Genomic DNA, 23790 nt, shown 5'->3' on the forward strand with positions numbered 1-23790 from the left:
CTATTCCGGACGCTGCTGGCGCTGGCGACGGGCCTTGCCGTCGCCCTTGCCCTGCCCCGCCGGCTTGGCGCCCGGCAGTTGGACCTTGCCGCCGTCGCGCAGGCGGTCGCCGCCCTCGGTGATGACCTTGTCGCCGACCTTCAGGCCCTCGGTGATCTGCACCTGCACGCCCGTCGCCTGGCCGGTCTTCACCGGGGTCTTGGAGACGGTCTGATCGCTGTTCAGCAGCCAGACGAACGCGCCGTCGCCGCCCTGGCGCACGGCCGTGGCCGGCACGACGATCGCGCCCTTGATCGTGTCCAGCTCCATGCGGACATTGACGAACTGGCTGGGGAACAGGGTGTTGCCGCTGTTGGGGAAGCGGGCCTTGGCCTTCACCGTGCCGGTGCCGGTGTCCACGATGTTGTCGAGCGTCGAGAACGAGCCGCGATCCAGGGTCTGGGCGCGGGTGCGGTCCAGCGCGATGACCGGCACATTGGCGCGACCCTGGCGGGCGGCGATGCGCGGCACGTCGTCCTGCGGGACGGTGAACTCGACGTCGATCGGCGAGACGGTGGTGATCACCGCCACGCCGTTGGCGTCGCCCGCGCCGATATAGTTGCCGACGTCCGTGACGCGCAGGCCGACCCGGCCCGAGACGGGCGCGACGATGCGGGCGAAGCCGAGGTTCAGACGCGCCGTGCCGACGGCGGCGCGGTCGGCCATCACCGTGCCTTCCAATTGCTTGACCGTGGCGGCCTGGGTGTCGACCTCCTGCCGGGCGATCGAGTCCTGGGTCAGCAGGGTCTGGTAGCGGCTCAGGGTCAGGCGAGCGGCGGTCAGCTGGGCCTCGTCGCGGGTCTGGTTCCCCTGCGCCTGCAGCAGCGCCATCTCGTACGGGCGGGGATCGATCTGGACCAGGGCCTGGCCGCGCTGGACTACCTGGCCTTCACGGAACATCACCTGGGTGATCGTGCCGCCGACCTGAGGACGCACCGTCACCGTCGCGGCCGGCTTCACCGTGCCCAGGGCCTCGATGACGATCGGCAGGTCCGTCGCGCTGGCCGTGGCCACCGCCACCGTGCTGGCCGGACCGCGCCGACCGCCGCCGCCGAAGCCGCCCCCAGGACCACCGGCTTCGCCGCTCGTGTCGCCGTGCAGCAGAGTCCAGGACAACCAGACCACGCCGGCCAGGGCCAGGATCGCGATCAGTCCGCCAAGGATCAGCGTCCGGCGGCGCGGGGGCGTACGCGGGGCGTGAAAGTCAGTCATCGTCAGCCTTCGAACGGCCGCGCGCGGGGCGGCGTGAGCGGGCGGCGACTGGCCGCCCATAGGGAACGCGCCGTCGTGAGCGGACGGACCCTTAGTGCCCTAGAGGCCGAACATGTGCGCCGGTTTGCAGATCTGAAATGATCGAGCCTCGATATGGCTCCGCTTCAAGTCGGAAAGTCGCCACGGTCGCGCCGCCCGCGAGGCCTCGATCAGCCCATGGGCTTGTCCAGCGTCGTTGGCGGCTTGCTGAACCACTGGGGTCCCTGCGGGGTCATGTGGATGCAGTCCTCCAGCCGCACGCCGAACTCGCCCGGAATGTAGATGCCCGGCTCGTCCGAGAAGCACATGCCCGGCGCCAGCTTCGTCGTCTCGGACATCACGAAGTTCACCGGCTCGTGGCCGTCCATGCCGATGCCGTGGCCGGTGCGGTGCGACAGGCCGGGCAGCTTGTAGCGCGGGCCCCAACCGAGGCTGTCGTAATAGGCGCGGACGGCGCGGTCGACCGAGCCGGCCTCGACGCCGACCTGGGCGGCCTCGAACGCCACCTGCTGGCCGCGCGCGACGTCGTTCCAGACCTTGCGCTGGCGGGCGGTGGGCTCGCCGAACACGAAGGTGCGCGAGATGTCCGACTCGTAGCCGCCGACATTGCAGCCGCAGTCCATCAGCACGACCTGGCCCTCGCCCAGCACCTGGGGCTGGCGCGAGCCGTGCGGGTAGGCGCTGGCCTCGCCGATCAGGATCAGGTTGAAGCTGACCCGCGCGCCTTGTTTCACCGTGAACTCGGCCATCAGGGCGCCGATGTCCTTGGGACCCATGCCGGCTTTGACGTTGCCGTGGGTGTGGCGCAGGGCCGCGACGGTGATGTCGGCGGCGACCTGCATCAGGGCCAGCTCGGCCGGGGACTTGATCATCCGGCAGCCCCGGAACACCGCCGCGCCCGAGACGACCTGGGCCGAGGGCAGGGCGCCGGTCAGGCCGTCGACGATGAAGGTCCGGATCGTCTCCTCGACGCCGATCTTGCCGGACGCCAGCTTGCGGTCGGCCAGCAGCCCGGCGGCGATCGCGTAAGGGCTTTCGTCCTCCTCCCAGGTGCGGACCTCGGCGGGCACGCCCAGGCTCTGGCGGATCGAGGGTTCCTCGAACTTCGGCACGACCATGCCGACCTGGCCCTCGCGCGGGATGATCGCTAGGCAAGGCCGCTCGCTGCGGCTCCACTGCGCGCCGGTGAAGTAGTCCATCGACGAGCCCGGCTCGGTGACGATCGCCGACAGGCCCAGCTTGACCATCAGGGCCTGGGCGCGCTCGAGCCTCGCCTGGCGCTCGGCCGGGCCGATCAGGGCGACGCCGTCGGTCATCTTCTTGACGCCGGGCTGCCGCGCCCAGGCGGGCGCGCCCATCGCGGCCGCGCTCGCCGCGGCGCCGGCCAGGAAACCGCGCCGGCCCAGGTCTTGAAATGCGGTCATGTCGGTCCTCGAAACCCTGTGAGCCCACGGCGACGCAGCGCGCGTCGAAAGGCCTTTTGTGAGCCCTGGAAGCTTGGCCTGACAAGGCCCGGATCGACGGAGAACGTCCGCCGGCGGTGCCCGGCAGGCTCCCTTCGCGGTAAGGCTTCTGCTACAGCCGCTTGCCCTTGCACGTCATCCGCGCTGCTATCGGGCGTTGTTCGGGGGAGTGCGCATGAACCACCAGTCGTTGTCGGCCTTCATCTGGTCGGTCGCCGACCTTTTGCGCGGCGACTACAAGCAGTCCGACTACGGCAAGGTCATCCTGCCGTTCACCGTGCTGCGGCGGCTGGACTGCGTGCTGGAGGCGACCAAGCCGGCGGTGCTGGAGGAACTGGCCAGGCGCGAGGCCGCGGGGGTCAATCCCGAGCCGTACCTGCTGCGCGCCGCCAAGCAGAGCTTCTACAACACCTCCAAGCTCGACATGGGCCGGCTGATCGGCGACGCCGACAACATCGCCGCCAACCTCTACGCCTATATCCAGGGCTTCTCGGGCCCGGTGCGCGACATCTTCGAGCGCTTCGAGTTCTTCACCCAGGTCGACAAGCTGGCCAAGGCCGGGCTGCTCTATCAGGTCGCCGAGAAGTTCGCCGGCATCGACCTGCACCCCGGGGCGGTTGACAACCACCAGATGGGCCTGGCGTTCGAGGAGCTGATCCGCAAGTTCGCCGAACTGTCCAACGAGACGGCCGGGGAGCACTTCACGCCCCGCGAGGTCATCGGCCTGATGGTGTCCCTGCTGTTCGTCGAGGACGACGACGCCCTGTCCAGGCCCGGCGTGGTTCGCACCATCTATGACCCCACCGCCGGCACCGGCGGCATGTTGTCGGTCGCCGAGGAGCGGCTGACCGGGCACAATCCGGGCGCGCGCCTGACCATGTTCGGCCAGGAGTTGAACGACGAATCCTACGCCATCTGCAAGGCCGACATGCTGATCAAGGGGCAGGATGTCGGGGCCATCATCCCCGGCAACACCCTGTCCGACGACGGCCACCCGGGGCGCCAGTTCGACTACATGCTGTCCAATCCGCCGTTCGGGGTGGAGTGGAAGAAGGTCGAGAAGATCGTGCGCGCCGAGCACGAGCAGCAGGGCTTCGCCGGTCGCTTCGGCCCGGGCCTGCCGCGCGTGTCGGACGGCTCCCTGCTGTTCCTGCTGCACCTGCTGTCCAAGATGCGCCCGGCCCAGGACGGCGGCAGCCGGTTCGGCATCGTCCTGAACGGCTCGCCCCTGTTCACCGGCGGGGCCGGCAGCGGCGAGAGCGAGATCCGCCGCTACCTGCTGGAGAACGACCTGGTCGAGGCCATCGTCGCCCTGCCGACCGACATGTTCTACAACACCGGCATCGCCACCTATGTCTGGATCGTCTCCAACAAGAAGCCCGTCGCCCGCAAGGGCAGGCTGCAGCTGATCGACGCCAGCGGCTTCTGGAAGAAGATGCGCAAGTCGCTGGGCTCCAAGCGCAAGGAGATGGGCGAGGACGACATCGCCCTGGTCACCCGGCTGTTCGGCGACTTCGTGGAAGCCCAGATCGCCACCCTGGTCGACGCCGCCGGCAAGGACGCCGGCAAGGTCGTGGTCCGCGCCGGCGAGACGCCGCCCGCCGCGCCGGAGGGCGGCAAGGTCAAGCTGGCCCCGCTGTCGCGGATCTTCCCCAACGAGGCCTTCGGCTACCGGACCATCACGGTCGAGCGGCCGCTGCTCGACGACAAGGGCCAGCCGGTGGTCGGCCAGAAGGGCAAGGCCAAGGGCAAGCCGCTGGCCGACAGCGCCCGCCGCGACACCGAGAACGTGCCGCTGTCCGAGGACGTCGACGCCTATTTCGCCCGCGAGGTCCTGCCCCACGCTCCCGACGCCTGGATCGACGAGGACAAGACCAAGGTCGGCTACGAGATCCCGTTCAACCGCCACTTCTACGTCTTCGAGCCGCCGCGCGACCTGGCCGAGATCGACGCCGAACTGCTGCTGGTCACCGACCGGATCAAGGCGATGATCGAGGGGCTGGCGGCATGAGCTTTCCGGCTTATGGGAGCTACAAGGACAGTGGGGTCGAGTGGCCGGGGGAGATTCCTGCTCACTGGACAATAATGCCACTCAAGCGGGATCTCGATTTTCTCACGAGCGGTTCGCGTGGCTGGGCTGACCACTACGCCGACGACGGCGCCCTTTTTATCCGTATCGGTAATCTGACGAGAGATCGGCTCACGCTCGATTTGGACGATATTCAGCGTGTAAACGTCCCGCCTGGCGCCGAAGGTGAGCGCACGCAAGTGCAGCCGGGGGATCTGCTGTTTTCGATCACGGCCTATCTCGGATCGGTCGCTGTCGTGCCGGAAAAGTTGGAGACGGCGTATGTGAGCCAGCACGTTGCTCTTGCCCGCTTGCGCGCTGAGCGGCTGTTGCCGGCCTGGGTCGGCTACGTGGCGTTGTCGTGGCTGGGAAAGACCTACTTGGAAACGCGAGGGTATGGCGGGACCAAGATCCAACTAAGTCTGGATGACATCGCGGAGATGGTGATGACGGCGCCGCCGCTCGCCGAACAACACGCTATCGCCGCCTTCCTCGACCGGGAGACCGCCAAGATCGACGCGTTGGTGGAGGCGCAGCAGCGGCTGATCGAACTGCTGAAGGAGAAACGGCAGGCCGTCATCTCCCACGCCGTCACCAAGGGCCTCGACCCCTCCGCCCTGATGAAGGACTCCGGCGTCGAATGGCTCGGCCAGGTGCCGGCGCATTGGGAGGTTTCGCGTATCAAGCACGTCGCTCAGATGGAAAGTGGTCATACTCCAGATCGCAAGGTGGCCGCCTACTGGGAGGATTGCAGTATCCCTTGGGTGTCGCTTCATGACACCGCCTATCTGAAGGACAATGACTACATCAGCGAGACCGCGCAGTATGTGAATGACCTCGGTGTTGCGAATTCTTCGGCGCGTATCTTGCCTGAAAGGGCTGTCGTCTTTTCTCGCGATGCAACAATTGGCCGGTGCGCCATTACAACCCGACCGATGGCAGTTTCACAGCATTTCATTGCTTGGCTGTGTTCAGGGCGCGTTTTGCCTGAGTATCTTCTCTGCTGCCTCCGTTCAATGGCGGGAGAACTCGAACGGCTGACATCAGGCGCTACCCTTAAGACCATCGGCATGCCCGATGTTCGAGGGTTGTCGATGGCGGTGCCACCTCTGTCGGAGCAAAAGGAAATCACTCTGCGGGTGAGGAAAAGAACGGAAGCCTTGGATGCTCTGCTAGCGGCTACAGGAGAGGCCATCACCCTCCTCCAAGAACGCCGCGCCGCCCTGATCTCCGCCGCCGTCACCGGCAAGATCGACGTGCGGGGCCTCATTAAGACGGCGGAGGCGGCATGACCCGGCTTTGGATCGTCCGCGCCGGCCGCCATGGCGAGCGCGAGCTGGAGGCCATCACCCAGGGCAAGCTGCTGCCCGGCTTCAACGAGCTGGGCGACCTGTCGGGCCTGAAGGATCGCGAGGCCATCGGCCGCGTGCTGGCGGAGGCCGATCCGCTGGGCGGCAAGAACACCCAGCGCAACTTCGCCGCCCAGCTGAACCAGTTCGTCAACACCATCGCGGTCGGCGACCTGGTGGTGCTGCCGCGCAAGGTCACCAGCGGCGTCGCCATCGGCCGCGTGATGGGGCCCTATGTCTACCAGCCCGGCGGCGTGTGCCCGCACACCCGCGCCGTGACCTGGCTGAACGAAGCCGTCCCGCGCGAGGCCTTCGCCCAGGACCTTCGCCACTCGCTGGGCGCCTTCATGACCGTCTGCGAGGTCAAGCGCAACGAGGCCCTGGCCCGGGTCGAGGCGGTGCTGAACACCGGCCGGGATCCCGGCCCGCTGCTGGGCAAGCAGGGCGTCGTCGCGGTCAAGGCCGCGACCGAGGACGCCGAGGCCGAGGATGTCGAGCTGGACGTCGAGGACATCGCCCGCCAGCAGATCATCGCCCTGGTGAAGTCGGCCTTCGCCGGCCACGACCTGGCGCATCTGGTCGCCGAGATCCTGCGCATCGAGGGCTATGTCACCAAGGTCTCGCCGCCCGGCCCGGACGGCGGGGTCGACATTCTGGCGGCGGGCGGACGCCTGGGCCTGGGCGAGGACCGCATCTGCGTGCAGGTGAAGTCCGGCGACGCGCCCGCCAACCAGGAGGTGGTGCTGAAGCTGATGGGCTCGGTCCAGGCCGCCAAGGCCCGCACCGGCCTGCTGGTCAGCATCGCCGGCGTCAACGGCGCGGCCCAGAAGCTGATCGACAACGAGTTCTTCTCGGTGCGCCTGTGGCAGATGCCCGAGCTGCTGAACGCCCTGTTCGCCAGCTATGGTCAGCTCACGGACGAAACCCGCGCCAAGATCCCCCTCAAGCAGATCTGGTCCCCCGTGGCCGGCGTCGACGCCTAGGATCGCGACCATGGCCCTGCACACGGAAAACCGCTTCGAGGACGACGTCGTCGACCATCTGGCCGCGCATGGCTGGCTGTACGAAGCCGGGGCGGGGGCGCGGCACGATCGGGCGCGGGCCTTGTTTCCCGAGGATCTGGTCGCCTGGGTCCGCGACAGCCAGCCCGAAGCCTGGGACGCCCTGAGCAAGACCCACGGCCCGGCCGCCCAGCAGGTGCTGCTGGACCGGCTGCGCAAGTCGCTGGACGAGCGCGGCGTGCTGGACGTGCTGCGCGGCGGGCTCGACATGGTGGGGCTGCGGTCGCGGCTGTCCCTGGCCCAGTTCAAGCCGGCCATGGGCATGAACCCCGAGACCACCCGCCGCTACCAGGCCAACCGCCTGCGGGTGGCGCGGCAGGTGCGCTACTCGACCGGCAGCGAGAACAGCTTCGACCTGGTGCTGTATCTGAACGGCGTGCCGGTCGCGACCGTCGAGCTGAAGACCGACTTCACCCAGAGCCTGCAGGACGCCATCGACCAGTATCGCTTCGACCGCGATCCTCGTCCCCAGGGCCAAAGGGCCGAGCCGCTGCTCAGCTTCCCCGGCGGGGCGCTGGTGCACTTCGCCGTCAGCAGCAGCGAGGTGGCGATGACCACCCGGCTGGAAGGCAAGGCCACCCGCTTCCTGCCGTTCAACAAGGGCGACCACGGCGGCAAGGGCAATCCTCCGAATCCGAGCGGCCACGGCACGGCCTATCTCTGGGAGGAGGTCTGGGCGCGCGACAGCTGGCTGGAGATCCTGGGCCGCTACATGGTGACCCAGCGCGACGCCAAGAAGCAGATCACCGGCGTGATCTTCCCGCGCTACCACCAGCTGGACGCCACCCGGAAGCTGGCCGCCAAGGTGCTGGAGGAGGGGCCTGGCGGGCGCTTCCTGATCCAGCACTCGGCCGGCTCGGGAAAGACCAACTCGATCGCCTGGGCCGCGCACCTGCTGTCCGAACTGCACGACGCCAACGACGACAAGCTGTTCTCCAGCGTCATCGTGGTCTCGGACCGCAACGTCATCGACACCCAGCTGCAGGAGGCCCTGTTCGACTTCCAGCGCATCGCCGGCGTGGTGGCGACGATCAGGAACGAGGGCGGCTCCAAGAGCGGCCAGCTGGCGCAGGCCCTGGCGGCGGGCAAGAAGGTGATCGTCTGCACGATCCAGACCTTCCCGTTCGCCCTGGACGCGGTGCGCGAGCTGGCGGCGACCGAGGGCAAGGCCTTCGCGGTGATCGCCGACGAGGCCCACTCCAGCCAGTCCGGCGAGGCGGCCGCCAAGCTCAAGCAGATGCTGTCGGCCGAGGAGGCGGCGGCGCTGGCCGACGGCGGCGAGGTCAGCGCCGAGGACATCCTCGCGGCCCAGATGGCGGGCCGGGCCGCCGAGCGCGGCATCACCTATGTCGCCTTCACGGCCACGCCCAAGGGCAAGACCCTGCAGCTGTTCGGCCGTCCGCCGCATCCGGACCGGCCGATCGGCGAGGGCAATCTGCCGGAACCGTTCCACGTCTATTCGATGCGCCAGGCGATCGAGGAGGGCTTCATCCTCGACGTGCTGCGCAACTACACGCCTTACCAGCTGGCCTTCCGCCTGGCCCACGAGGGACGCGACCTGGACGATCGCGAGGTCGAGCGCGGCAAGGCCAAGAAGGAGATCATGCGCTGGGTGCGCCTGCATCCGCACAATATCAGCCAGAAGGTGCAGATCGTCGTCGAGCACTTCCGCGAGAACGTCCAGCCGCTGCTGGACGGCAAGGCCAAGGCGATGGTGGTGCTGGGCAGCCGCGACGAGGCCGTGCGCTGGCAGATCGCCACGCGGCGCTACATCGAGGAGCAGGGCTACGGGCTGGGCGCCCTGGTCGCCTTCTCCGGCGACGTGCCCGACGCCGACCTGGGCGAGGTCAGCGAGGCCAGCGCGGCGCTGAACCCCGGCCTGAACGGCCGCGACATCCGCGACGCCTTCAAGAGCGAGGCCTTCCACCTGCTGCTGGTCGCCAACAAGTTCCAGACCGGCTTCGATCAGCCTCTGCTGTGCGGCATGTATGTCGACCGGCGCCTGGCGGGCATCCAAGCCGTGCAGACCCTGTCGCGCCTGAACCGCGCCCATCCGGGCAAGGACACCACCTACGTCCTCGACTTCGTCAACAGCTCCGACGAGATCCTGGCGGCGTTCCGGACCTATTACGAGACGGCCGAGCTGGAGAGCGCCACCGATCCGAACCGGATCTACGACCTGCGCGCCAAGCTGGACGGCGCCGGCCACTATGACGACTTCGAGGTCGAGCGGGTGGTGAAGGTCGAGCTGAACCCGATGGCGCGCCAGTCCGAGCTGATCGCCGCGATCGCGCCGGTCGCGCAACGCGTGGTCCACGCCTTCAACGCCGCCAAGCAGGCGCGGATCTCCGCCGAGGCGCGCGACGACGCCACGGCCGCCGCCCAGGCCAAGGACCACATGGACGCCCTGGCGCTGTTCAAGAGCGACATGGCCACCTTCCAGCGGCTCTACAGCTTCCTCAGCCAGATCCTCGACTACGGCAACACCGAGATCGAGAAGCGCGCGATCTTCTACCGCCGGCTGCTGCCGCTGCTGGAGTTCGGCCGCGAGCGCGAGGAGATCGACCTGTCGGGCGTGAAGCTGACCCACCACAGCCTCAAGGCCGAGCGCAAGCGCGACCTGCTCTATGGCGACGGCGACGCGCCCAAGCTGAGCGGCATGGCCGAGGTCGGCTCGGGCAGCGTGCAGGACAAGGACAAGGCGCGGCTGGACGAGATCATCGCCCGCGTGAACGACCTGTTCGAGGGGCAACTGACCGACGACGACCAGCTGCACTACGTCAACGGCTTCCTGAAGAGCCACATGCTGGCGTCCGAGGAACTGCAGGTGCAGGCCATGGCCAACACCAAGGCTCAGTTCGACAACTCGCCGACCCTGCAGCGCGAGTTCCTCGACGCGGTCATGGACAGCGACACCGCCTTCGACACCATGAGCCGCCAGGTGTTGGCGTCGGAGCGTCTGCGGGAGGAACTGCTGAAGATCCTGCTCGGACCGGGCGACCTCTACGGCGCGCTGAGGCGCAAGGCCGGCGCGAACGAGGCTGAAGTCTGACGTCCGCCAGACCCGCGGCAAGTTCTGTCCAGGAATTAGGAGGACTTTCGGGGCGGCGCCCCAGGACGGCTTCAGCGGAAGCCTAGATCTCCAAAAGGAGAATGGTGGGTGTAGTAGGATTCGAACCTACGACCCGCTGATTAAGAGTCAGCTGCTCTACCAACTGAGCTATACACCCATTCGACGGTCCGAAGCACTTGCGAGCCCCGGCGGCGAGGCGCGGAACATACGCAATGATTTTGGGAGCGCAAGCGCTTTTTTCATGGCCAGACGAGATATTAGCGGAGCCGTGGATTTCGCTTACCTGGAAGGGTTCGCGGCGGGGGATTTCGGGGTCGTCGAGGAGGTGCTGGCGCTGTTCCGCGAACAGGCCGCGCTGTGGACTCCGATGCTGGATCCGACCCATTCCGGCTGGCGGGACGCGGTCCATACGGTGAAGGGCGCCGCGCGCGGGGTGGGAGCCTTTGCGCTGGGCGAGGTCTGCGAACGCTGCGAGGCGGGGCAGGACAGCCTGGAAGCGGTCAAGACGGCCCTGGACGTCGCCCTGATGGATATCGCCGCCTACGCCCACGAACAGGCCCTGCGGTCGCTGAAGGGATAGCGGCCAAAAGAAAGGGGCCGAAGCGAACTTCGGCCCCGAAGGCGAGAGGGTATCTGTTCGCGTCCTAGAACTTGGCGCGCATGGTCACCTGATAGGTTCGGCCGTCGTAGTCGATGCGGCGCGGCAGCATCGGGTCGTTCTCGTATTCCGAACGGGTCGCGTCGGTCAGGTTGAAGGCGTCGACCGAGATCGTCAGGTCCTCGGTCAGGTTGTAGGAGGCCGAGGCGTCCAGCTGGCTGCGCGCCTTGACGGTGCGGGCGTCGCCGACGAACGAGTTGCCAGCGGCCAGGTCGTACTTGTCACGCCAGTTGTAGACTAGGCGAACGCCGAACTTGGTCGACTCGTAGTAACCGATCAGGTTCAGGTTGTTCTTCGAGACGCTGGGCAGGGTGATCTTGTTTCCCGCGGTGTCCTTGCCGTCGATTTTCGTATACGAGTAGTTGAAAGCGCCACCGAAATTCTTCCAGAAACTCGGCAGGAAGTCGAGGTTCTGCTGGATGTTGAACTCGAAGCCCGTGACGGTCATCGGCGACTGGTTGGTCTTGCCGGTGACGTTGACCTGGGCCTGCTTGGTCGCGCCGTTGACCACGAAGGACAGCGAGCTCAGGCACTTGGGCGTGCCGGCCGAGCGGTCGACCGTCAGCGTGCCGAGATTGACGTCCAGGCCCGGGAAGCCGCCGGCCGGGCAGAGGACCGACTGGTCGGTGATCGGGCCGATATAGCCCTTGATCTCCTTGCGGTAGGCCGCGATCGAGATCAGGCCGCCTGGGCGATTGTACCACTCCAGCGACGCGTCATACGAGTCGGAGGTGTAGGGCTTCAGGTCCGTCGCGCCCAGCGTGACGGTGAACACCGGGTCGATGTTCGGGTCGACCGGCGCCTGGACGAAGCTGGTCGGCGTGTTGTCGCGCGGTTGCGGGCGGACATAGGTGCGGTAGGCGGCGGCGCGGAAGATCAGGTCGTCGCGCAGGTCGGCGACCAGGATCGCCGAGGGCAGCCAGTAGTCGTAGTTGTTCTTGGTCGTCTGGGTCGACAGCGAGTGGTTGATCGCGCCGGGCAGGGCGGCCGGGCCGGTCGCGCAGTTCTTGCAGTTCAGGGCGACGATTTCCTGCTCGGTATATTCGTAACGCATGCCGACCGTGCCGCGGACCGGGACGCTGAACAGGTCGGTCTTGAACTTGGCCGCCGCGTACGCCGAGAAGACGTCGTTCTGGTTGCTGAAGTTGTTATTCCAGTAGTTGCCGTCGGTGTAGTTGTTGACCACGCCGTAGGGCGTCAGGAACACGCCCGGCGCGCCCAGGGTGAACTGGTCGGGCAGGCCGTTCGGGTTGGTCACCGTGTTGCGGACGCCCGTGTTGACCGGCGTGATCGCCTTCAGCACCCGGTTGACGTCGACGTTCATCCAGTTGGTCGTCGGGCCGCCGGCCTTACCGCCGAAGAAGTCGTTCGCGTAGGACAGCTGGTAGGCCATGTCCGGCGTGATGTTCTGGGTCAGGGCGCCCAGGGCGGTGTTGCGCGAACCGCTCGAGGTGAACTTGTTGTGCTCGGCGCGGCCGCCGAACTGCAGGTTCGTGAAGAATGAGCTGTCCAGCGAACGGTCGAAGTCGAGCTGGGCCGCGTTCAGCACGTTTTCGGCCTCGCCGTTGGTGCCGGTGACGCCGAACTTGTCGCCGGCGATCCCAGTGGCCTGGCCCGGCATCTGGGCGCCGGCCTGGGTCGCGGAGGCCGGGGTGGACGGGATCAGGAAGCCGCCCGTCGGCAGGTGGGTGGCGTGCGGCGTAACCAGGGTGGCGTGGTAGTTCGACAGGTCCGAGCCGCCCAGGTCGACCGTGGTGACGATGCCGTTCAGGCCCGCCGAACCCAGGTTGCGATAGGGGTTCTGGACGACGTCCAGCTCGATCTGGTTGGCCAGCGCCTTGGCCTTCGACACGGTCAGGTTGGCCGTGGCCTTCCACTGGTCGTTCTTGAATTCCAGGGTCGGGTTGATGGCCCAGGTCCGGTTCTCGGCCGGCTCGGAACGGACCGAGTCGAACGTGTTGATGTTCTCGGCCTTGAACTTGTTGATGTAGGCGCGATTGCCGTTTGGCGTCTTGACGACATAGGGCGCGCCGATGTCGCTGATCTTGGCCACGGCCGACGTCGCGCCGAGGGCGGTGTTGGAGCCGTTGCCCGGACCGGCGTCGATATAGAGCAGGTTGTTGGTGCCCTCATCCAGCTTGCGCCTGGTGATGAAGGCGTTGGCGCCGAACTTCCATTCGTCGTTGATGCGCCACTCGAAGCCGCCGGCCGACGACAGGGTCTCGCCCTTGTTGAACTTCACCAGCTGACGGGTCTGGCTGGGATAGTAGACGCCGCCCGGATTGGCGGCGATCAGGGCGTCATAGACCGGGTTCGACCCTGCGGCGGCCTGGTTGCCGACCTGGATGGCGCCCAGGCGGTTGGCCCACGAGTTCACCGTGATCGAGTCGCGGCGGAACTTCTCTTTCTTCCAGGCCACCACGCCGAACACGGCGAAGTCGTCCGACAGGTGCTTGTTGTAGCCCAGCGAGGCCAGCGGGCTGCCGAGGTCGCCCAGGTCGTTGTACTCGTACGAGACCTTGGCGAAGCCGCCGTCCTTGCGGCTCAGGGCCGGATTGATGCGCAGGTCGACATTGCCCGACAGGCCGCCGGCCAGATTGGACGCCGACGGCGACTTGATGACGTTGATGGCGGTGAAGATGTCCGAGTTGAAGGCGCCCAGCGGGGTCGAGCCGTTCAGGATCGGATCGGCGAACGCGCCGCCGTTCAGGGTGGTGCGGGCGAAGGTGCCGGGCAGGCCGCGCAGGCTGATGGTGGCGTTGCGGCTGTCGGCTTCGCGATTGATCTGGACGCCGGGGATACGCTGGATGGCTTCACCGACGTTCAGGTCGGGGAACCGACCCAGGCCGTCCGACGAGATGCCGTCCGAGATTTCCAGGGTCTCGCGCTTGGTCGAGATGGCGTTGGCGTAGGCCTGGCGGAAGCCGGTGACGACGACGGCTTCGATGGTGTCCGACTCGGCCTTCTTGTCGCCGGCGGTGTCCTGAGCCTGGGCCTGGGCGGCCGAACCGACCACCAGAGCGGCGCACGACGCCATCAGCGCGGCGCGAAGAGCGAACGTGTTGCGAGCATGGTTCATGAGATTGCCTCCCCCGGCGCACTGAACTGGCGCCCTTGAGCCGACTTATCCGACCAGTTGGGCGAATTGTCAATAATTGGTAATGCCACTTGAGCGGAGGCGGCGACCACTTGGTCAGGCCAAACCCAAGGCGCGGGCGAACCGCCTGCGCGATAAAGACGCGACCGCGGCCAGTGCGATCCTACATGCTGAAATTTCGAAGAAAACACGATCGTTTGCGATCTTTGCAGGATGTCCGTGTGATGGGTTCGGTCGCCAATTGTCGGGCTAATGGTAAGGCCAACGCTCTCCGCCGACATAACCGGCAGCGACAAACGACGCCGAGGTGCGGCCAAAGGCAACGCTCCGTCCGGCCAATCCGGCGCCCGCGCCATGCGGATGAAGGATGCTTCATTGGCGCCGCGGCTGGCGGCTGGCTAGAACGGTGTTCCCCAAGATAAGGAGTCTCTCCCATGCCCCCTAGCCCCTGGAGCCATACCCGCAGCGCCAGCGTCGCCGACGACATCGACTTCGAGATCAAGGGCGAGGACCTGCAGTTCGTCGAGATCGAGCTGGATCCCGGCGAGAGCGCGGTAGCCGAGGCCGGCGCTTTCGTCTGGAAGGACGCCAGCGTCCAGATGACCACCGTGTTCGGCGACGGCTCTGCCGACCAGGGCGGCGGCTTCATGGGCAAGCTGCTCGGCGCGGGTAAGCGCCTGGTCACCGGTGAGAGCCTGTTCACCACGGTCTTCACCCACCAGGGCTCCGGCAAGGCGCGCGTCGCCTTCGCCTCGCCGACGCCAGGCACCATCCTGCCGCTGAACCTGGGCCAACTGGGCGGGACGCTGATCTGCCAGAAGGACAGCTTCCTGGCCGCCGCGCGCGGCGTGTCGATCGGCCTCCACTTCCAGAAGCGCGTGATGACCGGCCTGTTCGGCGGCGAAGGCTTCATCATGCAGCGCCTGGAAGGCGACGGCTGGGTGTTCGTCCAGATGGGCGGCACGCTAGTCGAGCGCACGCTTGGTCCCGGCGAGGAACTGCACGTCGATACCGGCTGTCTGGCGGCCTACACGCCGGGCGTCGACTTCGACCTGGTGATGGCCGGCGGCGTGAAGAGCGTGCTGTTCGGCGGCGAAGGCCTGTTCTTTGCTCGTTTGCGCGGGCCGGGGAAGGTCTGGATCCAGTCCTTGCCCTTCGCGCGCCTGGCTGGTCGCATGCTGCAGGCCGCCAGCCATCAAGGCGGCAACCAGGGCGAAGGCTCGATTCTGGGCGGCCTGGGCCGGATGATCGACGGGAACTAGGACCGGAAGCGCCCCTCGTCAGGGGGGGCGCTTTTTCGTCAGCCCTTGGTCTTGTCCCAGCTGTCATATTCGTAGGCGATGCAGCGGTCGATCAGCGTGCGCCAGACCGGTTCGGCTATGGCTTCCGACAGGCCGGATTCGCGGGCGGCGGCCTTGACCTTCGTCACCACATCCTCGATCCGCGCGCGGTCGAACACCTTGGAGCGATCGGCCTTGATGCGGGCCGCGGCGTCCATGAAGCCCTGACGCTCGGTCAGGAGCTGGACCAGGGCCCGGTCCAGGGCGTCCACGCCCTGGCGCACATCGGCCATGGTCTGGCAGTCGGCGGGAGCGAGGTGCTCGTCGACTGTGAGAGTCGTGATTTTCATGGGCTCCTTTAAGCCGGTTCCGGCCGCCAAAACCAGTACCGTAAGGGCTTAAATCCCCCAGCCCCTAGATCCCTGAACCATTGTCCATGGTCTGGAGCGCCGCCTCGTGCGCCTCGGCCTCGGTCTTCAGCCAGTTCACGAAGGCCTTCACCTGGGGCAGGCGGCCCTTGGCCTTGGGATGGACGACGTAATAGGCGAAGTCGACCGCCGTGGAGGCCTCGAACGGGATGACCAGGCGGCCCGAGTCGAGGTCGGCCTGGGCCAGGGTGCGCTTGGCCAGGGCCACGCCGCGACCGTTGGCGGCGGCCTCGATGACCATGCTGGACTGGTTGAAGCGCGGGCCCCGCGCGCCATCGACGCCCTTGATGCCGCGCGCCGCCAGCCACATCGCCCAGTCGGGGCAGCTGTCGTCGGCGTCGGGCGAGCCGTCGTGCAGCAGGATGTGGTGGGCCAGGTCCTCTGGACGTTCCAGGGCGTTGGTCTCCAGCAGTTCGGGGCTGGCGACCGGAACCACGGTCTCGTGCATCAGGCGGATGACTTCCAGCCCCGGATAGCGGCCCGAGCCATAGCGGATGGCCATATCGACCTCGCCGGTGGCGAAGTCGACGACCTCCATGCCGGCCGACAGCCAGACGTCGACCTGCGGGTGGGCCTGTTCGAACTTGCCCAGCCGCGGCACCAGCCACTTGGCGGCGAAGGAGGGCGCGGCGGTCAGGGTCAGGCGGCGGCCGTCGACGGCGGCGGTCAGCAGGCTGGCGGCCTCGGCCAGGCGGTCGAAGGCCTCGCGCAGAGCGGGCAGGGCGGTCTGGGCCGCGTCGGTCAGCAGCAGGCCCTTGGGCGTACGCTTGAACAGCGCCGCGCCGACATAGTCCTCCAGATTCTGGATCTGCTGGCTGACGGCGCCGGGGGTCACTGACAGCTCGTCGGCGGCGCGGCTGAAGTTCAGGTGACGGGCGGCGGCCTCGAAGGCGCGCAACGCGTTCAGCGGCGGCAGGCGGCGGCGCTCGTTGGGTCTTTCCATAGTTTTACTGAACGCCCCGGCAGAAGTCCTTGTTTGCGAATTGAGCCCTTCGCGTCGAGTTTGCAAGCGTTCGCTGGCGGATTGGCCCTTTTCGTCGGCGGGCAAAGCGGGGTGGTCCGAGAGGTCCGCCCCGTATTGCGTTTGAGCGTTTTATTCCAAGCGGCTTGATAGAGGTTCTAAACTCCATGGCCCGCCAGCCGGCCCGAAACGCTAAAGCCGGTCTCGCCAAACACGGCCTGGTGGTCGTCGGCGGGACGCGGGCCCACCGCGCGCTCGGCGCGGTGTGGCTGGTCGGCGCCGGTCCCGGTGATCCGGACCTCCTGACCTTCCGCGCCTTCAACGCCCTGCGCGCCGCCGACGTGGTCGTGCATGACGGATTGGTCTCCGACGAGATTCTGGACCTGGCGCCGCGCCGGGCCCGCCGGATCAATGTCGCCAAGCGCAAGTCGCGCCACACCCTGCCGCAGGACGACATCAACCAGCTGATCGTGGCCCTGGCCCTGGACGGCCTGAACGTGGTGCGCCTGAAAGGCGGCGACCCGTTCCTGTTCGGCCGCGGCGGCGAGGAGCTCCTGGCCTGTCGCGAGGCGGGCGTCGATTGCCATATCGTGCCCGGTGTCACCGCCGCCCTGGCCGCCAGCGCCGGCGCCGGCGCGCCCCTGACCCATCGGGGCATGGCCCAGGCCGTCACCTTCGTCACCGGCCATGCCGCTCACGGCGAGCCTGATCTGGACTGGGCCTCGCTGGCCCGACCGAACCAGACCGTCGTCGTCTATATGGGCGTCTCGACCGCCGGCCTGATCGCCGAGCGCCTGATCGCTGCGGGCCGCGCGGGCTCAACCCCGGCCCTGATCGTCGAGAACGCCAGCCGCGCCGACGAGCGCCGCGTGCTCACCACCCTGTCGGGGCTGGCCGAAGCGGCCCAGGGCGTGACGGGCCCGGCGCTGCTGATGGTCGGCGAGTCGATGGCCATGGCCGACACATCCACCGATCTCCCTGGCGAAGGCCGGGGCTCAGGTGAAGCACAACAACCGCTCCGGATGAATCTGGGTCCCGGCCCTCGCCGGGAAAATCGGGTGAAGGAATGAAAGCGATCACCGCCAACCGCCTGCTGGACGGGGATGTCGTGTTCTGGAAAGCCGGCCAGTGGGTCGAGCGTTTCGGAGACGCCCAGCTGTTCGACGAGACCGCCGAGGCCGACCTTGAGGCCGCCGTCGCCACGGGCAAGGGCCAGCCGACCGTGGTCGTGGACGTCTATCCGATCGACCTGACCCCGTCGGAAAGCCACTGGGCGCCCGTCAGCTACCGCGAACGCATCCGGGCCCTTGGCCCCACCAACGAACCCACGCACGGCAAGCAGGCCGAGGGCGGCGACGTGGTCGAGGCTCTTCGCCACGCCTCCGGCGCGGCGCGCTCGACCGGCCGTGTCGACCTGATCCGCAGGAAGTAGGGCATGTACCAGTACGACCTCATCGATAAGGAATTCCTGGCCGACCGCTCGGCCGAGTTCCGGGGCCAGGTCGCCCGCCGCCTGGCCGGCGAGCTGACCGAGGACCAGTTCAAGCCGCTGCGGCTGATGAACGGCCTCTATCTGCAGCTCCACGCCTACATGCTGCGGGTCGCCATCCCGTATGGCTCGCTGAACGCGGCCCAGGCTCGGCGTCTCGCCGAGATCGCCCGTGACTACGACAAGGGCTACGGCCACTTCACCACGCGCCAGAACATCCAGTTCAACTGGATCAAGCTGAAGGACGCGCCGGAGATCCTGGACAAGCTGGCCGAGGTCGACCTGCACGCCATCCAGACCAGCGGCAACTGCATCCGCAACACGACGTCCGATCCCTATGCCGGCGCCACGGCCGAGGAGGTCGACGATCCCCGCGTCTGGGCCGAGGTGATCCGCCAGTGGTCGACCCTGCACCCGGAATTCTCTTACCTGCCGCGCAAGTTCAAGATCGCCATCACCGCCTCGGCCAAGGACCGCACGGCCGCCAAGGTGCATGACATCGGCCTGCTAATGCGCCAGGGCCGCGACGGCCAGCTGGGCTTCGAGGTGATCGTCGGCGGCGGCCAGGGGCGCACGCCCTATGTCGGTCCGACCATCAAGGAGTTCCTGCCGACCGACCGGCTGCTGAGCTATCTGGAAGCCGTGCTGCGCGTCTATAACCGCCACGGTCGCCGCGACAATATCTACAAGGCCCGCATCAAGATCCTGGTCGCAGCCCTCGGCGCCGAGGAGTTCGGCCGTCAGGTGGAAGAAGAGTGGGCGAAGATCGACGCCGCGCGCGCCGACCTGCCGGCCGCCGAGTACGCGCGCATCCGCGCCGCCTTCGCCGCCACGCCGTTCGAGACCCTGCCGGCCCGCTCGGAGGCCTTCGAGATCGCCAAGGCCAATGACAGCGCCTTCGCCCGCTTCGTGCGCAACAACGTCAAGGCGCACAAGCAGCCCGGCTATGCGATCGTCGAGGTCTCGCTGAAGGCCGCCGACCAGACGCCGGGCGATGCCTCGGCCCACCAACTGGAGGTCGTCGCGGATCTGGCCGAGCGCCACGGCTTCAACGACCTGCGCGTGACCCACGTGCAGAACCTCGTCCTGCCGCACATCAAGCTGGACGACCTGCCGACCGTGTTCGCCACGCTGCAGGCGGCCGGTCTGGCCACGGCCAATATCGACCTGATCAGCGACATCATCGCCTGCCCGGGCCTGGACTACTGCGCCCTGGCCAATGCGCGCGCCATCCCGATCGCCCAGGACATCGCCCGCCAGTTCGCCGATCCCGATCGCGCCGAGACCATCGGCGAGCTGAAGATCAAGATCAGCGGCTGCATCAACGCCTGCGGCCACCATCACGTGGCCCACATCGGCATCCTGGGCGTCGATAAGAAGGGCGAGGAATTCTACCAGCTGTCGCTGGGCGGCTCGGGCGCGGAAGACGCCGCGATCGGCAAGATCCTCGGTCCGGCGCTGCCGGCCGACCGGGTCGCCACCGCCGTCGACCAGTTGGTCGGCGCCTATCTGAACATCCGCGCCGACGGTGAGCGTTTCCTCGACACCTATCGCCGCGTCGGCCTCGAACCCTTCAAGGAGGCGGTCTATGCCCAGGCTGATTGAGCTGGCCGACGGCCAGGCCCGCTGGGCCGACGACGCCTTCGTCAACGTCACCGACGAGGACGCCATCCCGGAAACGGGCGACGTGATCCTGTCCCTGACCCGCTTCGAGGCCGAGGGCGACGGCCTGCTGTCCTCGAACAGCCGCCGCGTCGGCGTGCGGGTCGAGTCGGACCAGGAGATCGAGGTGCTGGCCTACGATCTGCCGCGTATCGCGGTGGTGGCCCTGGCTTTCCCGAAATTCCGCGACGGCCGCGCCTACACCTCGGCGCGCCTGCTGCGCGAGCGCTTCAAGTATGAGGGGCAGATCCGCGCCGTGGGCGACGTGCTGCGGGAGCAGGCCGGCTTCATGGTCCGCTGCGGCTTCGACGCTTTCGAGCCGAACGACGGCGCCACGCCGGAGGCCTGGACCAAGGCCGCCAGCCGCTTCCGCCACGTCTATCAGCGCGCCGTCGACGACAAGCCGGTCGCGTTCGAGGAAAGGGCCTCCTGATGGCTTACGACCAGATCGGGGGGAGCGCCGCAGGTCTCGCCGCCCGGCTGGACGCCGAACTGCGCGACGCCCATCCGCTGACGATCCTGCGCACCGCCTATCAGCACTTCGGAAGCCGCCTGGCCCTGGTCTCGTCGTTCGGCGCGGAGTCGGCCGTGCTGCTGCATCTGGTCTCGCAGGTGTCGCCGACCATTCCGGTACTGTTCCTGGACACCGGCATGCTGTTCGGCCAGACGCTGGACTACCGCAAGAACCTGGCGTCGCGCTTCGCCCTGACCGACGTGCGCGACCTGCGCCCGGCGTTCGCGGACATCGCCACCCAGGACCCGAAGTCGGACCTGTGGCGCACCGACATCGACGGCTGCTGCAAGATCCGCAAGGTGCTGCCGTTGGACCGCGCCCTGGACGGCTTCGACGCCTGGATCACCGGCCGCAAGCGCTTCCATGGCGGCGACCGTCTGAGCCTGCCGGTGGTCGAGGCGGCCGACGGCAAGCTGAAGTTCAATCCCCTGGCCAACTGGGGCAAGGCCGAGCTCGAGGCCTATATCGCCGAGCACGACCTGCCGTCCCACCCGCTGGTCGCCCAGGGCTATGCCTCGATCGGCTGCTGGCCCTGCACCCAGCCGTCGGAAGACGGTCGCTCGGGCCGCTGGGCTGGCCAGGAAAAGACCGAGTGCGGCATCCACGTCGCCCGCGCCCCGGGTGTCGCGCCGAACGTCGGCGGGGATATCTAGACTCCTTCGGCCACGAACCGCAGCTCGACCGCCGCGCCGCCTCCCCGCCGGTTGCTGATCGTGACCTCGCCGCCATGCGCGTCGGCCAAGGCCTTCACGACCGACAGCCCGAGACCCGAGCCGCCGGTGGCGCGGGTGCGCGAGAGGTCGGCGCGCCAGAAGCCTTCGAATGCTCGGTGCTCCGATGGGAAGCCGGGTCCCCGGTCGGCGACGCGAAGCAGGCAGACCCCGTCGCGCCGCCGGGTGCTGACCCAGAGACGACCGCCGTCGGCCGCGTAGCGCCTCGCGTTCTCCAGCAAGGCCAGCAGCATCTGTCGCACCCGAGCCGGGTCGGCCTGCACGAGGGTTGGGTCCAGCTCGGCCTCGACGCTCATGCCCGCCGCCTCGAACTGCGGTCGCATGGAGCGCAGCACCGAGCAGGCCTCGGCCGCCAGGTCGCAGAGGCCGATCTCCAGGGCCAGGGCCCCGGACGAGGCCAGGCTGACCGTCCGCAGGTCGTCGATGATCCGCGACAGATCCTCCACCTGGGTCAACAGGGCGCGCATGTGCTGGTCGTCGCGTGGGAAGACCCCATCCAGGGCTCCGTGGATGTAGCCGTTCAGGATGGTCAAGGGCGTGCGCAACTCGTGGGCGACGGCGGCGGTCTGGAAGCGCATGCGGCGCTCGGAGCGTTCCAGGGCCTCGGCCTGGGCGTTGAAGCCGTCGATCAGGTCTTGCAACTCGCGCGTCAGCTTGGGCGGCGGGGCGATGCGATGGCTGAAGTCGCCGGCCGCCACCCTGCGCGCGCCTTCGATGACGGCGTGGACCGGGGCGGCGAAGCGGCGAGCGATCAGGCCGGCCATCCAGACGCATACGGCGATGACCAGGAGAGAGAGTAGCGCGACGCCCATATAGCTGAGGACCGTCGCGCGCGGTTGTTCGACCGACATGGTGTTCATCAGCAGCATCATGTCCGCGTTGGACGGCACGCGGTTCTGGCTCAGCTGGTCGACGGCGTGGATGAGACGAGCGGAGAGGCGGCCCTTGATCTCCAGCTCGATCAGCTTGTCGATCCCGGCCGACGCGGTGGCCACGAAGAGGACCGCGCCGGCCAGCATGGCGGCGATCGCGCTCCCCAGGCGACGGGCGAAGGTGGGGGGCGGCTTCACGCGGCGATCAGGCGGTAACCGACGCCGCGCACATTGATCACGAAGCCCGTCGCGCCCGCCGCCTCCAGCTTGCGCCGCAGGTTGCTGACATGGCTGTCGACGGTGCGTTCCAGGGCGTCGCTTTCGGGCAGGCAGGCGTCGAGGATCTCGGCCCGGCTCAGCACCTTCATCGGCGCGCCCAGGAACTGCACGAGAATCCGGAACTCGCTGAGTGTCAGGTTCAGCACCGTGGGCGGGGCCGCGCCCAGGATCACCCGCGCCACGTGGGCTGTCAGGTCGGCCTCGATAGGACCTTGGCGTAGCAGCTCCGCGCGGGCGCCGCCGGCGGTCCGGCGCAGCACGGCCTTGACCCGCGCGACCACCTCGACCGGGTTGAACGGCTTGACCACATAGTCGTCCGCGCCCATCCGCAGGCCGGTCAGGCGGTCGATGTCCTCGGCCATGGCGGTGGCGAAGATCACCGGCGTGTCGCCGCGACGCCGCACCTCGGCCAGCACCGCATAACCGTCCTTCTTGGGGATATTGACGTCCAGCAGCATCAGGGCGGGGTTGAGGCTGCGATGTTGGGCCAGCGCCGCCTCGCCGTCGGCGGCGCAGACCACGCGCAGGTGTTCGCGCTCCAGGTAGGTCTGCAGGATGCGAGCGATGTCGGGGTCGTCCTCGACCACGCAGATCAGCGCGTTTTCCATCTTCGGGTCCTGAAGCGTGAGCGGCGGATCTTGGCGTCGGACTGTCGAAGTTTCGTGGAGGTTCGACGAACGTCGCGCGAGCCTCATGCAAGGCCCGCGGATAGGCGTTCTGGCAAATGAATTACTCTTAAGGTGGCCCCGACACGGTCTCCACACTTCCCTCGCGGACCCTCCATCACCGGCCGCCACCTAGGCTCCATCCAAGCCGGCTCCCGACCGGCGCAATCAACGAAGGTGGAGTCTCTCCCATGCTGAAAACCACGATCATCGCCGCGGCCTTGCTGAGCGCCGCGGTCGCCGCCCCCGCCATGGCCGAGGAAAGCGACGTGCTGAGCGGCTTCTACGGCGGCGCCGAGGTCGGCTACGGCAAGCCCAAGACCAAGCTGAACCTCTCACCGAAGACGGGCGCGCCCGTGTCAGGCTCGGCCAACAAGACCGGCTTCGACTATGGCGGCTTCATCGGCTACGGCGCGGTGGTCGGCGAAGGGTTCTATTTCGGCGCGGAAACCAGCCTGGGCGCGGGCGGCGGCAAGGCCTCGCGCACCCTGTCAGGGACGAAGGTCACGATCGACCCGGGCCTGCGCTACGGCGTGGCCGCCCGCGCCGGCCTGGTCGTGGCCGATGACGCCCTGCTGTACGCCAAGGTCGGGCTGGAGCGTCGCAAGATCGAAACCTCGATCACCGGTTCCAAGAAGAAGGTCACCGAAAAGGGCCTAGTCTATGGCATCGGCTACGAGCAGCAGCTGACCGCCAACCTGGCCATGCGCGGCGAGCTGCTGCGCGTACGCTACGACGACAAGACCGTGAACTTCTCCACCGGCGACAAGATCAAGCTGGACGGGAACGAGACGCGCCTGAACCTCGGAGCCGTGATCCGGTTCTAAGGGCGCGTGGCGTCATCCCGCCC

The 23790-nt window shown here is 67.7% G+C and carries 18 protein-coding genes, 1 tRNA gene and 1 pseudogene; 12 read left to right on the forward strand and 8 right to left on the reverse strand.

Features of this window, described 5'->3' with window-relative positions:
- Nucleotides 1-1251 carry an efflux RND transporter periplasmic adaptor subunit gene (locus tag AC1RNC_RS02355; RefSeq protein WP_492883398.1) on the reverse strand — a complete coding sequence of 417 codons (1251 nt, stop codon included), beginning with the start codon at nucleotides 1249-1251 and terminating at the stop codon, nucleotides 1-3.
- A gap of 209 nt (nucleotides 1252-1460) precedes the next feature.
- Entirely contained in the window at nucleotides 1461-2714 is a 1254-nt protein-coding gene (locus AC1RNC_RS02360) for a M24 family metallopeptidase (protein ID WP_492883400.1), read from the reverse strand.
- A 214-nt stretch (nucleotides 2715-2928) separates the two neighbouring features.
- Here AC1RNC_RS02360 and AC1RNC_RS02365 point away from each other — a divergent pair, with 214 nt between their 5' ends.
- The 4 genes and pseudogenes from AC1RNC_RS02365 to AC1RNC_RS02380 form a co-directional block, all read left to right on the forward strand.
- Complete coding sequence (locus AC1RNC_RS02365) at nucleotides 2929-4764, forward strand: type I restriction-modification system subunit M (RefSeq protein WP_492883402.1); 1836 nt, start codon at nucleotides 2929-2931, stop codon at nucleotides 4762-4764.
- Nucleotides 4761-6113, forward strand: a complete 1353-nt coding sequence (locus AC1RNC_RS02370) for a restriction endonuclease subunit S (RefSeq protein WP_492883404.1) — start codon at nucleotides 4761-4763, stop codon at nucleotides 6111-6113. The genes AC1RNC_RS02365 and AC1RNC_RS02370 overlap by 4 nt, the downstream gene beginning before the upstream one ends.
- Nucleotides 6110-7153, forward strand: coding sequence for a restriction endonuclease (locus AC1RNC_RS02375; RefSeq protein ID WP_492883406.1), 1044 nt, complete (start codon nucleotides 6110-6112; stop codon nucleotides 7151-7153). Before AC1RNC_RS02370 ends, AC1RNC_RS02375 begins: the two co-directional genes overlap by 4 nt.
- 10 nt (nucleotides 7154-7163) lie before the next feature.
- A pseudogene (locus tag AC1RNC_RS02380) lies at nucleotides 7164-9998 on the forward strand (type I restriction endonuclease subunit R); the annotation flags it as partial.
- Between the two features lie 387 nt (nucleotides 9999-10385).
- On the opposite strand, the gene AC1RNC_RS02385 reads toward AC1RNC_RS02380, so the two are convergent.
- Nucleotides 10386-10461 (reverse strand) — tRNA-Lys (locus AC1RNC_RS02385).
- 84 nt (nucleotides 10462-10545) lie between these two features.
- Here AC1RNC_RS02385 and AC1RNC_RS02390 point away from each other — a divergent pair.
- Entirely contained in the window at nucleotides 10546-10884 is a 339-nt protein-coding gene (locus tag AC1RNC_RS02390) for an Hpt domain-containing protein (RefSeq protein ID WP_492883408.1), read from the forward strand.
- Between the two features lie 64 nt (nucleotides 10885-10948).
- On the opposite strand, the gene AC1RNC_RS02395 is transcribed toward AC1RNC_RS02390, so the two are convergent.
- A complete protein-coding gene (locus AC1RNC_RS02395; protein ID WP_492883410.1) occupies nucleotides 10949-14041 on the reverse strand; it encodes a TonB-dependent receptor in 3093 nt (1030 codons plus the stop codon).
- A 452-nt stretch (nucleotides 14042-14493) separates the two neighbouring features.
- On the opposite strand from AC1RNC_RS02395, the gene AC1RNC_RS02400 reads away from it, so the two are divergent.
- Entirely contained in the window at nucleotides 14494-15321 is an 828-nt protein-coding gene (locus tag AC1RNC_RS02400) for a TIGR00266 family protein (protein ID WP_125156351.1), read from the forward strand.
- Between the two features lie 38 nt (nucleotides 15322-15359).
- On the opposite strand, the gene AC1RNC_RS02405 is transcribed toward AC1RNC_RS02400, so the two are convergent.
- Nucleotides 15360-15689 carry a chorismate mutase gene (locus tag AC1RNC_RS02405; RefSeq protein WP_492883412.1) on the reverse strand — a complete coding sequence of 110 codons (330 nt, stop codon included), beginning with the start codon at nucleotides 15687-15689 and terminating at the stop codon, nucleotides 15360-15362.
- A 64-nt stretch (nucleotides 15690-15753) separates the two neighbouring features.
- A complete protein-coding gene (gcvA, locus tag AC1RNC_RS02410; protein WP_125156353.1) occupies nucleotides 15754-16710 on the reverse strand; it encodes a transcriptional regulator GcvA in 957 nt (318 codons plus the stop codon).
- Nucleotides 16711-16895: 185 nt separating this feature from the next.
- Here gcvA and cobA point away from each other — a divergent pair, with 185 nt between their 5' ends.
- Genes cobA through AC1RNC_RS02435 form a run of 5 tightly spaced genes read left to right on the forward strand, consistent with a single transcriptional unit; the run spans nucleotide 16896 to nucleotide 21046 of the window.
- A complete protein-coding gene (gene cobA / locus AC1RNC_RS02415; RefSeq protein ID WP_492883414.1) occupies nucleotides 16896-17798 on the forward strand; it encodes a uroporphyrinogen-III C-methyltransferase in 903 nt (300 codons plus the stop codon).
- On the forward strand, nucleotides 17795-18160 hold the full coding sequence (locus AC1RNC_RS02420) for a DUF2849 domain-containing protein (protein WP_492883416.1): 366 nt from the start codon (nucleotides 17795-17797) through the stop codon (nucleotides 18158-18160). Before cobA ends, AC1RNC_RS02420 begins: the two co-directional genes overlap by 4 nt.
- Nucleotides 18161-18163: 3 nt before the next feature.
- Nucleotides 18164-19822, forward strand: coding sequence for a nitrite/sulfite reductase (locus AC1RNC_RS02425; protein ID WP_492883418.1), 1659 nt, complete (start codon nucleotides 18164-18166; stop codon nucleotides 19820-19822).
- On the forward strand, nucleotides 19806-20312 hold the full coding sequence (locus tag AC1RNC_RS02430; protein WP_492883420.1) for a DUF934 domain-containing protein: 507 nt from the start codon (nucleotides 19806-19808) through the stop codon (nucleotides 20310-20312). Before AC1RNC_RS02425 ends, AC1RNC_RS02430 begins: the two co-directional genes overlap by 17 nt.
- Entirely contained in the window at nucleotides 20312-21046 is a 735-nt protein-coding gene (locus tag AC1RNC_RS02435) for a phosphoadenylyl-sulfate reductase (protein ID WP_492883422.1), read from the forward strand. The genes AC1RNC_RS02430 and AC1RNC_RS02435 overlap by 1 nt, the downstream gene beginning before the upstream one ends.
- Here AC1RNC_RS02435 and AC1RNC_RS02440 read toward each other — a convergent pair.
- Together AC1RNC_RS02440 and AC1RNC_RS02445 are read right to left on the reverse strand one after the other, a co-directional pair.
- Nucleotides 21043-22194, reverse strand: coding sequence for an ATP-binding protein (locus AC1RNC_RS02440; protein WP_492883424.1), 1152 nt, complete (start codon nucleotides 22192-22194; stop codon nucleotides 21043-21045). The genes AC1RNC_RS02435 and AC1RNC_RS02440 overlap by 4 nt on opposite strands.
- Entirely contained in the window at nucleotides 22191-22883 is a 693-nt protein-coding gene (locus AC1RNC_RS02445) for a response regulator (protein WP_492883426.1), read from the reverse strand. The genes AC1RNC_RS02440 and AC1RNC_RS02445 overlap by 4 nt, the downstream gene beginning before the upstream one ends.
- A 248-nt stretch (nucleotides 22884-23131) precedes the next feature.
- On the opposite strand from AC1RNC_RS02445, the gene AC1RNC_RS02450 reads away from it, so the two are divergent.
- Complete coding sequence (locus AC1RNC_RS02450) at nucleotides 23132-23767, forward strand: outer membrane protein (RefSeq protein ID WP_492883428.1); 636 nt, start codon at nucleotides 23132-23134, stop codon at nucleotides 23765-23767.
- Nucleotides 23768-23790 lie beyond the last annotated feature (23 nt).

The organism is Caulobacter sp. GW822-FHT01G02, assembly GCF_058802865.1.

What these genes read in the sequence shown, in the direction of transcription:
- cobA (WP_492883414.1), top strand. Translation starts at nt 16,896, where the DNA reads ATGGCCCGCCAGCCGGCCCGAAACGCTAAAGCCGGTCTCGCCAAACAC.
- AC1RNC_RS02445 (WP_492883426.1), bottom strand. Translation starts at nt 22,883, where the DNA reads ATGGAAAACGCGCTGATCTGCGTGGTCGAGGACGACCCCGACATCGCT.
- gcvA (WP_125156353.1), bottom strand. Translation starts at nt 16,710, where the DNA reads ATGGAAAGACCCAACGAGCGCCGCCGCCTGCCGCCGCTGAACGCGTTG.
- AC1RNC_RS02390 (WP_492883408.1), top strand. Translation starts at nt 10,546, where the DNA reads ATGGCCAGACGAGATATTAGCGGAGCCGTGGATTTCGCTTACCTGGAA.
- AC1RNC_RS02435 (WP_492883422.1), top strand. Translation starts at nt 20,312, where the DNA reads ATGGCTTACGACCAGATCGGGGGGAGCGCCGCAGGTCTCGCCGCCCGG.
- AC1RNC_RS02375 (WP_492883406.1), top strand. Translation starts at nt 6,110, where the DNA reads ATGACCCGGCTTTGGATCGTCCGCGCCGGCCGCCATGGCGAGCGCGAG.
- AC1RNC_RS02355 (WP_492883398.1), bottom strand. Translation starts at nt 1,251, where the DNA reads ATGACTGACTTTCACGCCCCGCGTACGCCCCCGCGCCGCCGGACGCTG.
- AC1RNC_RS02405 (WP_492883412.1), bottom strand. Translation starts at nt 15,689, where the DNA reads ATGAAAATCACGACTCTCACAGTCGACGAGCACCTCGCTCCCGCCGAC.
- AC1RNC_RS02365 (WP_492883402.1), top strand. Translation starts at nt 2,929, where the DNA reads ATGAACCACCAGTCGTTGTCGGCCTTCATCTGGTCGGTCGCCGACCTT.
- AC1RNC_RS02425 (WP_492883418.1), top strand. Translation starts at nt 18,164, where the DNA reads ATGTACCAGTACGACCTCATCGATAAGGAATTCCTGGCCGACCGCTCG.
- AC1RNC_RS02360 (WP_492883400.1), bottom strand. Translation starts at nt 2,714, where the DNA reads ATGACCGCATTTCAAGACCTGGGCCGGCGCGGTTTCCTGGCCGGCGCC.
- AC1RNC_RS02400 (WP_125156351.1), top strand. Translation starts at nt 14,494, where the DNA reads ATGCCCCCTAGCCCCTGGAGCCATACCCGCAGCGCCAGCGTCGCCGAC.
- AC1RNC_RS02450 (WP_492883428.1), top strand. Translation starts at nt 23,132, where the DNA reads ATGCTGAAAACCACGATCATCGCCGCGGCCTTGCTGAGCGCCGCGGTC.
- AC1RNC_RS02430 (WP_492883420.1), top strand. Translation starts at nt 19,806, where the DNA reads ATGCCCAGGCTGATTGAGCTGGCCGACGGCCAGGCCCGCTGGGCCGAC.
- AC1RNC_RS02395 (WP_492883410.1), bottom strand. Translation starts at nt 14,041, where the DNA reads ATGAACCATGCTCGCAACACGTTCGCTCTTCGCGCCGCGCTGATGGCG.
- AC1RNC_RS02370 (WP_492883404.1), top strand. Translation starts at nt 4,761, where the DNA reads ATGAGCTTTCCGGCTTATGGGAGCTACAAGGACAGTGGGGTCGAGTGG.
- AC1RNC_RS02420 (WP_492883416.1), top strand. Translation starts at nt 17,795, where the DNA reads ATGAAAGCGATCACCGCCAACCGCCTGCTGGACGGGGATGTCGTGTTC.